We start from the raw sequence: 13,554 nt of genomic DNA, 5'->3' as shown, positions 1-13,554 counted from the left end.
CGAAGACATGCCCGGCTTCCCGAGCGCGCGTTGACGTTGTAGGCCGTCACCGGTCTGTCATCGCGTGCTGCCCTTGATGTTGCGGCATAGCGAGCCTTTCCCCTGCCTGAACCGTCGGCGCACCTGCATGCGCTCGGTGGCGGGCCTCGTTGTCGGCAATCCAAGGGGTCTCCGTGCCGTCCGCTTCCTCCGCTGTATCCGATTCCGGTCGACCTGTTCCGTCAAGCCTGTGGCGGGACGCCGACTTCCGCAGACTCTGGGTGGGGCAGACAGCCTCCCAGTTTGGTGAACAAGCAAGCCTGGTGGTTCTGCCGCTCTTCGCCGTCCTGGCGCTCAACGCCAGTGCCGGGCAGTTGGGCGTCCTCCGTGCGGTGGGGCAAGCGCCGATCCTGGTGCTCTCGCTCTTCGTCGGCGCGTGGGTGGACAGGTGGCGGACCCGCACGACGATGGTGCTCACGGACGTCGGTCGGGCCCTGGTCCTGGGCGCTGCCGCCATGGCTGGCTTCCTCGGCTGGCTCGGCTTGCCCGGCCTGCTTGCGCTTGCCTTCGCCGCCGGGTCCCTGTCCGTGTTCTTCGACGTGGCATACCAGACGTCTCTCGTGCGGCTGGTGGAACGCGACCAACTGGTGCCAGGCAACAGCGCGCTCGAAGGCAGCCGGTCCGCGGCGCAGATCGGCGGTCCAGCTCTCGGCGGTGCGCTGGTGTCCCTGCTGTCGGCGCCGATCGCTGCCGCCTCCAGCGCGATGCTTTTCGCGCTGTCGTTCCTGTCGATCCGGCGGATCCGCCAGATCGAATCGATCCCGAAACGCCTGGAACACCACCCTCGGGTGAGGCGGCGGATTCATCAGGGCCTGCGTTTCGTCGCTGGCGATACCTCGCTTCGGACCGTGTGCCTGGCCTCAGCCGCCTTCCAGTTCTTCTTCGCGGCCGTGATGACCGTCTATCTGCTCTTTCTGCCTCGGGAACTGCACCTGTCGGGCACCGTCGTAGGGCTGACGCTTGCGGCGACGGGGCCGGGCGCGCTCCTGGGCTCGGTGCTGGCCGCCCGGCTGCCGAGCCGGTTCGGCTATGGCGCAGTGCTCGTGTGCGCGGCGGCACTCGGCGACGGCGTGTTCCTGGGCGTGCCCACGCTGAGTGACTCCTCTGTGGTGACGGTTCCCGCGCTCCTTGCGGTCAGCTTCGTGTTCGGGCTCGGCGGCCAGTTGGTGAATGTCACGGTCATGGCAGTCCGGCAGGCCGTCACTCCGGACGGGATGCAGGGCCGCGCGGCCGCGACGATCACGTTTGTCGGCATGGGGCTGACCCCGCTCGGTTCTCTGCTCGGCGGATTCCTCGCGGAAGAGTGGGGGCTGCGCCCCAGCCTGCTGGTGACGGCCGCAGGCATGATGCTGTCCCCGGTAGTGATGGCTTTCTCCCCGCTCGCACGCCTGGGACGAGAGCTTCCGGCCTCCCCTGACGCGCCGCCGGCGGCCGCCCACTCCCGGCCAAGCTGATCTCAGGGCCCTCGACCTCGCCGAGCCGGCCCTCGCGCTGAGCTTCGGCGCTCCGATCGGTCAGGTTGTCGCGAATCTCGATCAGCCGGTCTCGCTGGGAGGGCTCGGGCTGGAGGAGCGAGCATCGGACGCAAGCGTGCTCGTGGATGCACGAGGTCCCGAACGCCCTCGCGCAGGTCTCCAGGGAGAGCCTGCGCTTCTCGAAGAGGTAGATAGCGTTGTAGCCATCGTGGTGTTGATGTCGGAGTGCGAAGGATCTTCATCACCGACGCGGTCCGCAGCGGCCTACCTCCCGGCGGCTCGCCGCCCCGCTGCGCGAGGTATCCGCCCCACGCAGTGCGGCGCAAGCATGGCCACGGCCGGGTACGCACAGGACACTGGTGCCATGCCCCGCGAGGACGCCGGCCAGGACGGCGAGGTCACCGAGGCCGAACGGGCCGATATGAGTGACCTGTCCACCATGGACGTCGACGAGCCGGGGAACGAGGGCGGCCAGGAGGACGACGATGAGTGACCGGCGCGCGGAGATCAACCTCAGGTGGGGGCAGCGTCTGCTGGCCCGCACCTACCAGCCTGGCAGGATGCGCGCCGTCACCCTCCGCGAAGGGCCGCCCCGGGCCGCGCACCTGGATCCCGAGCTGCCGCGCGCGGTACTGCGCTGGACCGGCACGAAGTGGCAGCTGGTCAAGGTGGTCGACGATCTGAAGGCGGCGAGGGACCTCATGCGGCCGCAGAAGCCCGGCCCGGAGCCGTGGTGACGCGGTCTCGCCCGGCGTGACCGCAGCGGCCGGGCTGCTGAAAAGGAACGAGATTAACCCCGTGTCTTGCCCCACCCGCCGTCCCGTGATCCTGATCGACGCGCAGGGGCCTCACCTGGCTGTGTCGCTTTCCGGGGGGCTCTGGTCCAGTTCGTGTGGTCGCGTATGCAGCGTGACTGTCGATCTTCTCGTGATGGTGACTGGGATAGCCGAAAATCGCCTGACCGGTGGGTGATCTGGCCGACAGCGCTGTGCCGTGAACGATGTACGGCTGCGACTCGAAGGGGTGCTGTTCTCCTCGCTGGAGAACGTGTTGGTGGAGTCGGTGGAGGTGACCGACATGGTCGTCCGGGTAGAGGCCCTGAGCACTGCCCGGCAGGCGACCTGTCCGGGCTGCGGGTGCCTTTCGGAGCGAATACATGGCTCGCTCCTATCTTCGGTTTTCCCGTGATCCGCTGACGGCGGGACTACGACGAACCCCGGGCACTCGTCGTGCCCGCGTTCCACCGCCTCGCCGGCAAGGAGTCGGTCACCCCGGACGACTTCACCGACGAACCTCTCGTGGCCTGTGCTGGTATGGCCGCGCTGTGGACCGGGTTCTGGCGGCTCGACCCCCGTCCGGACGGCAGCCCGGCTCCACCCGGTCCCATGCTCGTCGATACCTTCGAGGACAAGCTCGAAGTCGTCGTCGACGGCCGGGCCATCGCCCTCGAGCCGGCCGACGACCGGCGCTGCGCACTCCGCCACGACCTCGTCACCATCCCCGTCGAGGGAGTCGAACCCTGCCAGGTGGCGCTCGCCACGCGCATCGCAGACGCCAACCCGCTCGTCGCCCACTTCCGTGAATCCGCGAAGCACCTCCTCGTCCGCGAAGCCTGACGCGCCTGGTCCGGAAGGACATGGCGAGAGCCTCTGTGGCGTCTGACGAAGACGGGCCGGCGGACGTACTGCCATCAGGACACTTCACCTGGCCGTGGACGGCGACACCGTCCCGCTGCCAGCGCCAGCAGGCGAAGTAGTGATAGGTCGTGGGCCAGGGCGGGAAGTTGTGCGGCAGACAGCGCCACGGGATGCCGGTGCGGTCCACGTACAGGACGGCGTTCATGAGCGAGCGCAGATCGTGCTCGGGAGGTCGGCTGATGTCCAGCCGCGCCGACGACGCTCGTCGCGCCAGGCGGTGGGGGCTGGTTCGGTCAACTCCCAGCGGTCGTCGGACAGGTCGCCGGAGTAGCCGCGATGAGTGGCCACGTTCCCGATGTACGGCGCGGTGGTCGGCCCGGCCAGCGAGCGAAACCGTCTGGGGCGGGGCGGGGCGGCTGGGGATGAAATGGGAGGTGCCGGAACGGAACAGCGCTCTCCTGCCACAGCCCAGGCCGACCTGCTCCTCAGGCACCCCCGTCACGGAGCGCCAGGGGTGATGAATGCCTACGTTTCGCCGTGAGACATGGCGAATCGCTCAGTCAGAAGGCGGGGCGGCGGCCGCGGACAGGGCTGATCTCCTCCAGGCTTTCCGCGAGGACGAGGAGGAGGGTCTCGGCCCACCATCGGCTGACCAACTGGACGCCGAGCGGCAGGCCGTCGTCCGTGGCGCCGAAAGAGAGCGCGGCGGCGGGCAGGCCGGTCAGGTTGAACGGTACGGTCGCGCGCATCACCGCGTGTGCCGACAGGGGGACACCGTCCACGTCGAGGCGGCTGCGGCCATGAGGCGGCGCGGGAAGCGGCGTTACTGGGCACAGCAGGACGTCGTGGTCGGCGAACCATGCGGCAAATCGCGTGCGCAGCTGCTCCACCTCGTGTTCGGCGGCGATGCAGTCGGCCAGCAGAACCTCGGCGGACTCCAGCGTGGCCGCGATGACCGGGATGACCGGGTGCAACTCCGTCTCGCGGCCGGAGGTGACGGCGCGCAGGGCTGGCCCTACCTCCGGGGGAAACAGCGTCGCCGACAGCAGGGTGCAGTCCCGCTCGGCGAGCCATGAAAGCTCGCTCTCCCGGACGTCGTGCCCGAACCCGCCAGCGCCGTGGCCGCCGCGGCGACCGTAGCGGCGACCTGTTGATCGACCCGACCGCGCCGAACGCCGCAGCGGTCCAGCCGATGCGCAGCCAGCCCCTGCCGCGGGGGCGGCCCGGGGCGGGCAGCGCCACGGCGTAGGGGACGCTGCCGTCGGGCCCTTCCATGAGGGCGAGAGCCAGGCGCAGATCGCGCACGCTGCGAGCCATGGGGCCAACGTGCCACCAGCGGCGCGGCACGGCGGGAAAGTGGCCGGTCATCGGCAACCTGCCGTGGGGGTTTGATCGAGGCGATCCCCGCGTCGGCGGCGGGCCCGCGCACGGAGATGGCGACATCGCTCCCGATGCCGAGCGGCGAGAGCCCGCTCGCGATGGCCGCCGGCTCACCGCCACTGGAGCCTCCGGGGCCTCCGGGGGTGCGCTGCGGATCGTAGGGGTTCAGGGACTTGCCGGTCAGGCGACTGTCCGTCTCGATCCAGTAGGACATCTCCGGCAGGTTTGTCTTGGCCAGCAGGATGCCGCCGGCCTGCCGAAGGAGTCCTTGACCGTGAAGGGAACTCCGCTGAGCGGGCCGCCGGCCAGTCGTGCTGCGGCGTGCAGGGCCTGCTCACAGAGCACGGTCACGAAGGCGTTCACTCGGTCTGCGATCGCCTCGATCCGGTCGAGATGGGCGGCCACCACCTCGACGGCGTTCACCGTGCCCGCTGAGGCCAGACTCGCGAGGCCGACCGCGTCATGCCATACGAGACCGATCGGCTCCGGGGCCCCTTCCATCGCAACCAATTTCCCGAGCCTGTCTGTTCCATTCACCCTACGGCGAGCAGCTCTGCCATTGCTGGAGCGGCGCATCGCCTGATGACGTTGATGAAACGGACGGACGTCAGGCGGCGTGGGGGCCAGGGGCGGCGCTGCCTTCGTATTGGTTGAGGTTGGAGACGAGTTCGGTGAGGCCGGGATCGGCGTCATAGCGGCGCTGGTGCAGTTCGGCGATCTTTGTGCCGGTCCCGGGGGCCGGGTCGTCGGTGATGTCGAACGACATGAACCTGTCGACCAGCGGCAATCCGATCTCGTCAGTGCGGCGGTGGGCGGGGTGGATGAGGTATTCCCAGTAGCCGTCGAGGTCGTCGATCTGGAAGGTGGCGCCCCACTCGTACACACCGCCGTGGTCGCGGCCGACAAGGAAGGACCGTACGGAGGGGATGACCTCGCCCTGGTTGCGCAGGCTGGCGAGGGCGTCTTCGAGCTGCTCGGGAGTGGTGCCGGGCTTGAAGGTGAAGCGGACGCAGTGGTGGATCATCAAAGGGCTCTCTTTCGGAGTGGATGTGGGTGTGGATGTGGTGATAGGTCCTGTAGCCCGCACGTGCTACTGGCGGTTCAGGCCGGGCCGGAGGCCAGTCAGGGGCGTCCCCCCCCGGCTGTCATTGACGCTCCCGTCCACGTGAATGTGCCCGCGAGGCCGGCCGCATGGATGAGGCTCCACGTCGGTGTACCCGGCGACATGCACGAAGCCGGGCGGAACGTGGAGGGGCACGTCCTGGTGGGCGACTTCGGCGTGAGGGAGGCCGACCTGATGACGTGCGTCGTCGACCAGCATGTCCCGGTCCCACAGAGGCTCCGAACTCCGGGAGGCGCCCTGCCGGAGGAGTTGGCGACGGCCCACGCGGGGAGCGGGCCACTGAAGCTGTGCAGCACCTCTGCTGCACCGGACACATGGGGCACGAGGCCGCCAGACACGGGACGAACACCCGTGTCAGTCGTGCGCTTGGGCCGTTCCGGCCCGGGGCGTTCCGGTGCCGGTGAGGGGCCACATGGCCAGGAGATCGAGTGCTTGTCTGGACGACGATCCGGGTTCCGCGGTGTAGACGAAGACAGTTTTGTCGGGATCTCCCGGCAGCGTCAGCGTCTCGTACTCCACTGTCAGTTCACCGACCAGCGCATGATGGAGACGCTTGGAACCGTGGGTGCGCTGATGGACCCGGTGCTCTTCCCACCAGTGGTCGAATTCCGTGCTCTTTCCGCGCAGCTCCGCGATGAGATCGTTCGTGGCCTGGTCGTCCGCGTCCCGTCCCGCCTCCAGACGCAGGCTTTCCACGGCGGCCCGTGCTTGGTCCTCCCAGTCGACGAACAAGGACCGGGGCTCCTCGCTGAGGAACATCCAGCGTGCGTAGTTGCGGTGCCGGACGGGCATCTGGTCGAAGTCGGTGAACAGCGCCTTGGCCATCCGGTTGGCCGCCAGGACGTCGCTGCGGCGGCCGAGAACCAGGACCGGTTCGCCATCGAGGGCGTCGATGAGCTGGTGAAGGCCAGGGCGGAGCCTCTGGGCGCTTCGGCCGTGCCGCCGTGACGGCGCGGCCGTCACCCCGAGGAGGGTGTGCAGGTACGTGCGTCCCGCCTCGTCAAGGCCCAAAGCGCGGCAGAGTGCGGCTACGACACCGGGCGACGGAGCGATCGGGCGCCCTTGTTCGAGCCGGGCGTAGTAGTCGGCCGACACGCCGGCCAGGCGGGCGACCTCTTCACGGCGCAGGCCCGGCACGCGCCGCACACGGCTGTCCGGCGGTAGACCGGCCTGCTCGGGATCCACTTGGCTGCGCGCCTTCCGCAGGAAGTCGCCCAGCTCACGACTGTTGTTGGCCATGCCACGCAGTATCGCGGGTGCGGGTGTTTCCCGCGTGGGTCTGTGAGTCCTAGTCTGCCGGGTCCGCTGTCTCGCAGGGCCTGATATGGGCGCCTGTGGGGGCTGGTGGCAGGCCATGCTGGATGCACGTCCTCCGGGTGAGTGACAGAGGACGGAATGCGGCATGCGCACGGCAGAAGGGCTGGTCAAGACGTTCCTCGGGGGAGCGGTCGACGAGTGGAACCACGGTCGGCGCTTTTTTGCTCCCCCTCGCCGTTGCGTCGCGCCTGACCGCTGATCTTCCCGGAGCAGGTTGCCGCCTGCTCCGGACGTCTCTTCACATCTCTGCACGGAAAAGGAACTCGTTCATGAACAAGGGCAAGGTTCTCATCGTCATGTCGGCCGCCAGCGTCTGGGAACGCACCGACGGATCGAAGTACCCGACGGGTTACTGGGCGGAGGAACTGGCTGCTCCGCACGAGAAGTTCGTCGAGGCCGGTTACGCGGTCGACTTCGCTTCTCCGGGCGGGGTGTTGCAGTCGCTGGACGAGCACAGCGCCGACCCGGCGGTCGCGGGGGAGGAATGCGGCCGCTACGTGGCACACGCCCGCAAGGCGCTGGAGGAGTTCGGCTCGCTGCTGAAGCTCGACGAGGTCAGCATCGACGACTACGTCGCGGTGGTACTGCCCGGTGGCCACGGCCCGGTCGTCGACCTCTTCCAGGACGCCGACCTGGGCCGTCTACTGGCCGAGGCGGACGAGGAAGGGAAGCTCATCGGTGCGGTCTGCCACGGTCCGGCCGCGCTGCTGAGTGCCAAGGACGCGTACGGCAACTGGCTCTTCGCCGGCCGCAGGATGACGGCGTTCACCGATGAGGAGGAGCAGCTGTTCGGCACCGCCGAGGGGGCGCCGTGGCTGCTTGCTTCCCGTCTGCGGGAGCTGGGCGCGGACCACGTCGGAGGGGCGGCTTACCAGCAGCACAACATCATCGACGGCAACCTCTTCACCGGTCAGAACCCCGCCTCCAGCACCAGGCTGGCCGAGGACATGATTTCCGCGCTGCGCTGACACACCACTATCCACAGATGGGCTGGTTTACGTTCGCTGTTCGCTTCCGGGGGCGAGATACCGGAAGCGAACAGCGAAAGGCAAAAAGCGCGTACGCGCGATGCCCGAGGCCCGGGCGGCGCCCCGGCCTTTTCGTGATCGACCTCGACGTAGCGATGACCCGTGCGATCCCGCCCGATCGGCGCGGCGCGGAGCGTCCCGGTCACAGCAGTGCGAATGTCGAGGAAGCCGGGCCCGGCTTCATGTTGCCCGACACCCCACCTGCCTAATGAACACCGGGCAGTTCCCACCTGCCGCCGGGCAGCTTTCGCCTGTCGCGGGTGGAGCGGCCCAGCGGTTCCCGACCTCAGGTGTTGGTGACCACTGCCGCGACCCCGAACACGGTCTGCGGCTCTGGCCGGTCCTTCTCCTCGGTGCTGAACGCTCCCGGTTCACGCAGGATCAGCACAGCCAGCCCTTCGACGTCGAACCGTTCGGCGCTGTGGAACCCGTCGGCCAGGGCCTCCAGCTCGTCCTCGTCCAGCGCGATGTGCCGCCGCTCGGCGGGCGTATTCGCCACGAGGGGAGTGATGAGGACCAGCGCCCCGCCCTGGCGCAGCCGCGCGGCCAGGTGGCGCAGGACCCGGGCGCGGTCATGGATGAAGGCGATGGACAGCCGCAGTGTGATGAGGTCGTAGCCGTCCTCGGCCAGGTCGGCCAGGTCGTCGTGCTCGATGTCCAGGCAAAGCCAGCGCACCGCCTGCGCCTCGGCACGCTCCGTGCTCGCCCGCGTCAGGGCGCCGTCGGCGAAGTCGGTGCCGTCGACGGCGTACCCGAGCGAGGGCAGAAAGGCGGCCAGTTCCCCGGTGCCGCAGCAGGCGTCCAGCGCCCGGCCCCGTGCGGGCGGCGTGGCGTGCTCGATCAGCAGCGTCTTCTCCTCGTCCCCCAGTGGCCGGAACCCGTGGCCGTCGGTGTAGTGCCGGGACCAGCCCTTGCGGGTGAATCCCACAGAGTGCTCCTCGTCGGTGAAGGCGGGCGCCACGGCGCGGTTACGGCCGCGGGGCGCTTGCGGCCTGGTTCGGGAAGGTGGGCGCTTCGCGTCGTGTCATCCGCATCAGCGCGGGGCTGCCCTCGAAGCCCAGCTCGCGGTAGAGCGGCGCGGCTTCGTCGCTGGCATGGAGGTCGAACAGTGTGACGTGGTCGGCGTGCAGGCGATCGAGCAGTGCGGACACCACGGCCCTGGCGTAGCCGCGGCGCCTGAAGTCCGGATGTGTGGCGACGACGTGCAGGCGGGCGGCCAGGCCCCGGGGGTAGGACGGTGCCGGGAGCACGGGGTGGACGAGGCCGAGAGCGCAGGCCGCGAGCGAGCCGTCCGGGGCATCGATCACGCAGGCCCGCGCGTCCCCCGCCGGTGTCAGCCGCGGGGCGAGTTCGTCGGCGCACCGCCGGATCCACTCCTCGCTCAGAGGCTCGGACAGGACGTAGGCGGAGCGCAGGCGGGTGATGCCTTCGGCGTCGCCGGGCCCGGCCGCACGGACCGTCGCATGTCCGAGGGCGGTCGGCACGAGGCGTAGACGGTCGGCGCCCGGGTCGTAGGCGATCGTGTCGCCGGGCCGTTGGAAGTGGACCGCGAACCGGGCGCCGGCTGCGTAGGCGTCCAGGCCGGCACGGCAATAGGCCACCATCCGTGCGGGCAGAGCATCCAGGGGTGCCCAGTCCATCGCGTCACACAGGTCCGGTTCCGCGATCCGGGGCGTGCCCTTCCACCGCCGCACCTCGAAGAAGAAGCCGGTACGGCATTCCCCGCCGGGGCTGCGATGGTGCACGGTGACGGCAACCCGCACATCCGCCGGGTCGATGACGACGCTGGTCTCCTCCCGGGCCTCACGCACCAGGGCCGTGACGATGTCCTCGTGCGGGCCGTCCAGGTGCCCGGACGGCACATGCCACAGCCCACTGGCGTATACGTTTCCGGCGCGCCGCGACAGCAGGGCCTGCGGACCGTCCTCGGACTGCCGGAGCAGAATCAGGTGGACGTCCAGCGGCTCGGTGTGCCGCTCTACCGCTGCGCGCCGTCGCGGGCGCACTCGGCCGGTCGCTCCGTCGGCCGGAGGGTGCTGGGTCGCGTGCCGGCGGATCAGATCGGCGGTGCCCGGGCTCATGCGCAGCCGGTCCAGCATCTCGGGGGCGAACCAGCGCAGCAGCACGCCTTCCTGCAAACCCACTGCGTCCGGATCGCCGCTCCAGAGGGCGGTGAAGACCTGGACCGGTACCGTCAGCCCCTCGACGCTCGTCGCCTGCTCCAGGACGTACGGCGCCAGGCCCACAGGTTCCAGACCCGGGGTCTCCTCGGCGAGCTCCCTTCGCAGGGTCGCCTCCAAGGACCCGTCGCCCACTTCGCGTTGACCGCCGAGAAGCGAGAAAACGCCTGGCTGCCAGATGCCGTCGAGCTGATCCCGCAGATGCAGCAGATAGCGGCCGTGGCCGTCGTGGAGCACCACGCAGGCGCTGACGGGCTCCGGCCGTCCGTCGAGCCCCTGGGCTTCGGCCGCCAAGAGCTTGGCGCGCAGGGCCGGCGACCCGACGTCTGCGAACGCCAGCCACTGGGCACCGCATACCGCGTCGTCCTGCAGAGCCAGAGGCGGTGGCTGCTCGCCGCTGAGACAGAAGGCGAAACGGAAGTCGAAGTGCCGGTGGGCGCGTTCCCCCTCGGCCGGGCTGGTGCCGAGGTCGTCGATGCCGATGCCGACGTCGATTGGATCACCGAGGAACTGCGGGGTCAGGCACAGGTCGCCGGGACGGATCCCGGTTTTCTCGCACACTTGCCGCAGGGCAGCGGTCAGCAGGGTCGGGCCCTTCTCGACGTGGCCGGGCGCGAGCAGCTTCCCCGATGCCTGGTGCCCGACGTGCAGTACGCGCCGCTCACGGTCGATGACCACCGCACTGCACGTGATGCGGCCGGGCGGCATGGCACGGTGACACGGATCGCCACTGCCGTCGATGACGAACAGCAGGCTGGCCAGAGCGTCTCGCTCACCGGGATGCCGGGCCAGATACGCCTCCACGGCCGCACGGATGGGGGAGTGGGTGGGCCGCACGTGATCACCTCGGGCGGAGTGCTCGCAGAGGGGCGTGGCTGACGACGCGACTGTCTCGGCCGGGCGATGTGCAGCGCCACCGGGACAGCTCATGAGCACCCTCCCCGGCTTGCGTCGTCCGAGCCCGCGGTGACCTGATAGGACAGCAGTTGCTGGAAGAGCCCTCCATCTTGTCGGGCAAGTTCTTGGTAGGTGCCCTCCTGCACGATGCTGCCCTCGTCGAGGACCACGATGCGGTCGGCAACCGCCACGTTGGTGATGCGGTGGGTCACCAACAGCACCACCCGGTCACGGGCCAGGTCCCGCAGCCGCTGGAAGATTCGGTACTCGGCGCGCGGATCGAGGTTCGCGGTCGGCTCGTCGAGCACCAGCAGCCCGGCTTCGCGGAAGAACGCCCGCGCGAGAGCCACACGCTGCCACTGGCCGCCGCTCAACTCCTCCCCGTTGAGCCACTCACGGGCAAGAAGCGTGTCCAGGCCGGCGCCGAGCCGGTCGACGACCTCGTCGGCGCCGGCGGCCTGACACGCCTCACGCACCGCCGCGTCCCCGCGCGCCGTAGGCTGCCCCTGGGTGACGTTCTCGCGCACGGTCAGCGGCCAGTGCGCGTAGTCCTGCGGAACCAGGGCGACCTGCTGCCACAGCTGGTACGGGTCGGCGTCGCAGGTGGGTACGCCATCCCACAGCACCTGCCCGTCCGTGGGCAGGTACAGGCCGCTGACCAGCTTCGACAACGTCGACTTCCCCGAGCCGTTGAAGCCGACCAGGGCAGTGACCTCGCCCCGGCGCAAGGTCAGCGACACCTCGGACAGCGCGTCGCGGTCCTTGCCCGCATAGCGGTGGGTGACCGCCTTGATCTCGATCGACTTCGGCGGCTCGGGCCGGTGTGCGCCCCGGCGCATACGGAACCCGCCCGCCTTGTCGAGAAAGCTTTGCCAGTCGTCCATGTACAGCCCGGTACGTACGGCGCGCGCCCCGATGGCCACCAGCCCACGGACCGACTGGCCCACCGTCTGCAGGGCGAAAACCGCCGTCCCCGCGTGCCCGACGCTGATCCGGTCGGTGGCCAGCAGCCACACGACCGCCGCCCACACCACGGCCGACAGCAGCCCGCCACCCAGCGAGCCGCCCAGGGACATCCGCGCGCCCTTGTCGGCGGCGACCCGGTCCTCGCGGTTGATGCGGGCCACCGTCTGGCGGTAGCGGCCGGACAGGAAGTCGGCCATGGTGCCGGCACGGATCTGGTCGGCCGCCTCACGCGTGAAGATGTGCCACCGCAGCACCGACAGCATCCGATGGTCGCCGTTGCTGCGGGCGTTCGCCAGGTAACGCACCCGAGCGGCGCTGACCTGGGCCAGGGCCTGCGGCAGACTGGCCACCACCAGAAGCGGAAGAAGGACCCAGTGCACTCCGGCCAGCACGATCGCTCCGGCCAGGAAGCTGGCACTGGAGGCGATCAGGTCCTGTCCCTCGTCGATCAGGTCCCCGGTGACCTGCGCCCCGCGCTCGGCGGCCTCGCGGTCCCGGTTGAAGTCGGGCTCGTCGTAGGCGCACAGTTCCACCTCGGCGCAGCCGGTGAGCAGCATCTGCTCGGCTTCGCGGGACATCAGCGGGCCGAGCCGCGAGGACAGCCAGCCGACGGTGATCCCCAGGAGGGCCCGTACGCCGGCGGCACCGGCCAGCAACGCCACGGACGGCCACGCGTGCAGGAGCCGGTCGTAGACCTCGCCGGAAGCGAGCAGGGCGCTGAGCGTGCCGCTGATGGCGACCAGGCCGAGGGCCTGCATCACCCCGGCGGCGGTTTGGCACAGCAGCAGGCCGACGGTTGCTCGGCGGTCGACCCGCCAGGCCAGGGCCAGCGAGCGCCGCACCAGCTGCGGCAGCCGCCGGGCCATGTCGCGCATCCGGATCGAGCGGCCAACTGCCTCCCGGCGGCCGGTCAGGTCGACGTACCGTAGCTGCGGCTCGGTGTCCGGCTGCGTCGCGGCTTGTTGCTTGACATCCGGCCGGTCTTCCTGGGCCTGTGCGTCGGACAGCGCAGTTGGCGGCTGCGGGGCGGTGCGCGGCTCGGGGACGCGGTCGGCTGACGCATCGGTGGGCTCGCTCACGCCACCCACCTCGTATCCGGGCGACCGTTCCGGACGGCGTCGGCAGCGCAGCGGGCGCGCACGGTGGAAGCGGCCCGGGCTCTGGCGGGAGCGACCAGGACGGCAAGGGCAGGAACGGATGCGGCGGTACGGACGGGAAGAGAGTGCATGGCGGTCTCCAGGAAGGGGGCCAGGGATGTCATGGCGTTCAACGAGAGCCCTCGGGCTTCGAACACACGTGTTTCGGACGCAGCGCGCTCCTTGGAAACGCACGGAAGCGCTCCTTTGCCGCATACACGGACCCTTGCCACGGGCGGGTCGTCCTCCGGCACGACCATGGCCGAAACGCCGACCCGCTGTGTTTGGCCTGGAGCCAGGCCAGTTCCTGCACCGCTTCGGTCACGGTGGGATCGCCCTCGACGGACGTGCCCTCGACGTGCGTCGCGCCGAGCGT

At 69.8% G+C, this 13,554-nt stretch carries 10 protein-coding genes and 3 pseudogenes; 5 read left to right on the top strand and 8 right to left on the bottom strand.

The genetic code is table 11. The features are described from left to right. Positions 1–173 precede the first annotated feature (173 nt). The 4 genes and pseudogenes from ACH4OW_RS34050 to ACH4OW_RS34035 all read left to right on the top strand — a co-directional run. Positions 174–1,493 (top strand): MFS transporter, encoded by a 1,320-nt coding sequence (locus ACH4OW_RS34050; RefSeq protein ID WP_398031853.1) that lies wholly within the window; start codon positions 174–176, stop codon positions 1,491–1,493. Positions 1,494–1,878: 385 nt separating this feature from the next. Next, positions 1,879–2,007 (top strand): hypothetical protein, encoded by a 129-nt coding sequence (locus ACH4OW_RS34045; RefSeq protein WP_360136063.1) that lies wholly within the window; start codon positions 1,879–1,881, stop codon positions 2,005–2,007. Continuing rightward, positions 2,000–2,251 carry a DUF6087 family protein gene (locus tag ACH4OW_RS34040; RefSeq protein WP_360136065.1) on the top strand — a complete coding sequence of 84 codons (252 nt, stop codon included), beginning with the start codon at positions 2,000–2,002 and terminating at the stop codon, positions 2,249–2,251. Before ACH4OW_RS34045 ends, ACH4OW_RS34040 begins: the two co-directional genes overlap by 8 nt. A 480-nt stretch (positions 2,252–2,731) precedes the next feature. Further along, positions 2,732–3,130, top strand: a pseudogene (locus ACH4OW_RS34035) (LysR substrate-binding domain-containing protein); the annotation flags it as partial. A 103-nt stretch (positions 3,131–3,233) separates the two neighbouring features. On the opposite strand, the pseudogene ACH4OW_RS34030 reads toward ACH4OW_RS34035, so the two are convergent. The 5 genes and pseudogenes from ACH4OW_RS34030 to ACH4OW_RS34010 form a co-directional block, all read right to left on the bottom strand. Then, positions 3,234–3,499, bottom strand: a pseudogene (locus ACH4OW_RS34030) (transposase); the annotation flags it as partial. A 212-nt stretch (positions 3,500–3,711) separates the two neighbouring features. Continuing rightward, positions 3,712–4,125, bottom strand: a complete 414-nt coding sequence (locus ACH4OW_RS34025; RefSeq protein ID WP_398031849.1) for an amidase family protein — start codon at positions 4,123–4,125, stop codon at positions 3,712–3,714. Positions 4,126–4,166: 41 nt separating this feature from the next. Beyond that, a pseudogene (locus ACH4OW_RS34020) lies at positions 4,167–5,032 on the bottom strand (amidase family protein). Positions 5,033–5,138: 106 nt separating this feature from the next. Then, the gene (locus ACH4OW_RS34015) at positions 5,139–5,555 is read right to left on the bottom strand and encodes a Dabb family protein (RefSeq protein WP_398031847.1); all 417 of its coding nucleotides are present in this window, start codon (positions 5,553–5,555) and stop codon (positions 5,139–5,141) included. A gap of 453 nt (positions 5,556–6,008) precedes the next feature. Beyond that, on the bottom strand, positions 6,009–6,893 hold the full coding sequence (locus ACH4OW_RS34010; RefSeq protein ID WP_398031844.1) for a helix-turn-helix transcriptional regulator: 885 nt from the start codon (positions 6,891–6,893) through the stop codon (positions 6,009–6,011). Between the two features lie 347 nt (positions 6,894–7,240). Here ACH4OW_RS34010 and ACH4OW_RS34005 point away from each other — a divergent pair, with 347 nt between their 5' ends. Further along, positions 7,241–7,939, top strand: a complete 699-nt coding sequence (locus ACH4OW_RS34005) for a type 1 glutamine amidotransferase domain-containing protein (RefSeq protein WP_398031841.1) — start codon at positions 7,241–7,243, stop codon at positions 7,937–7,939. A 346-nt stretch (positions 7,940–8,285) separates the two neighbouring features. On the opposite strand, the gene ACH4OW_RS34000 is transcribed toward ACH4OW_RS34005, so the two are convergent. The 3 genes from ACH4OW_RS34000 to ACH4OW_RS33990 form a co-directional block, all read right to left on the bottom strand. Continuing rightward, on the bottom strand, positions 8,286–8,927 hold the full coding sequence (locus ACH4OW_RS34000) for a class I SAM-dependent methyltransferase (RefSeq protein WP_398031838.1): 642 nt from the start codon (positions 8,925–8,927) through the stop codon (positions 8,286–8,288). Positions 8,928–8,967: 40 nt separating this feature from the next. Beyond that, positions 8,968–11,016: a GNAT family N-acetyltransferase gene (locus tag ACH4OW_RS33995; RefSeq protein ID WP_398031835.1), complete on the bottom strand. Its 2,049-nt coding sequence runs from the start codon at positions 11,014–11,016 to the stop codon at positions 8,968–8,970. Positions 11,017–11,105: 89 nt separating this feature from the next. Further along, on the bottom strand, positions 11,106–12,917 hold the full coding sequence (locus tag ACH4OW_RS33990) for an ABC transporter ATP-binding protein (RefSeq protein WP_398031915.1): 1,812 nt from the start codon (positions 12,915–12,917) through the stop codon (positions 11,106–11,108). Between the last annotated feature and the right edge of the window lie 637 nt (positions 12,918–13,554).

The organism is Streptomyces sp. NPDC017056 (assembly GCF_044332485.1).
In the GTDB taxonomy this organism is placed as follows: Bacteria; Actinomycetota; Actinomycetes; order Streptomycetales; family Streptomycetaceae; genus Streptomyces.
This window is presented reverse-complemented; position numbering and strand designations above follow the sequence as displayed.

Excerpts from the sequence above, each read along its gene's own strand:
- ACH4OW_RS34045 (WP_360136063.1), top strand. The coding sequence starts at position 1,879 with ATGCCCCGCGAGGACGCCGGCCAGGACGGCGAGGTCACCGAGGCCGAA.
- ACH4OW_RS34005 (WP_398031841.1), top strand. The coding sequence starts at position 7,241 with ATGAACAAGGGCAAGGTTCTCATCGTCATGTCGGCCGCCAGCGTCTGG.
- ACH4OW_RS33990 (WP_398031915.1), bottom strand. The coding sequence starts at position 12,917 with ATGCGCGACATGGCCCGGCGGCTGCCGCAGCTGGTGCGGCGCTCGCTG.
- ACH4OW_RS34015 (WP_398031847.1), bottom strand. The coding sequence starts at position 5,555 with ATGATCCACCACTGCGTCCGCTTCACCTTCAAGCCCGGCACCACTCCC.
- ACH4OW_RS34010 (WP_398031844.1), bottom strand. The coding sequence starts at position 6,893 with ATGGCCAACAACAGTCGTGAGCTGGGCGACTTCCTGCGGAAGGCGCGC.
- ACH4OW_RS34040 (WP_360136065.1), top strand. The coding sequence starts at position 2,000 with ATGAGTGACCGGCGCGCGGAGATCAACCTCAGGTGGGGGCAGCGTCTG.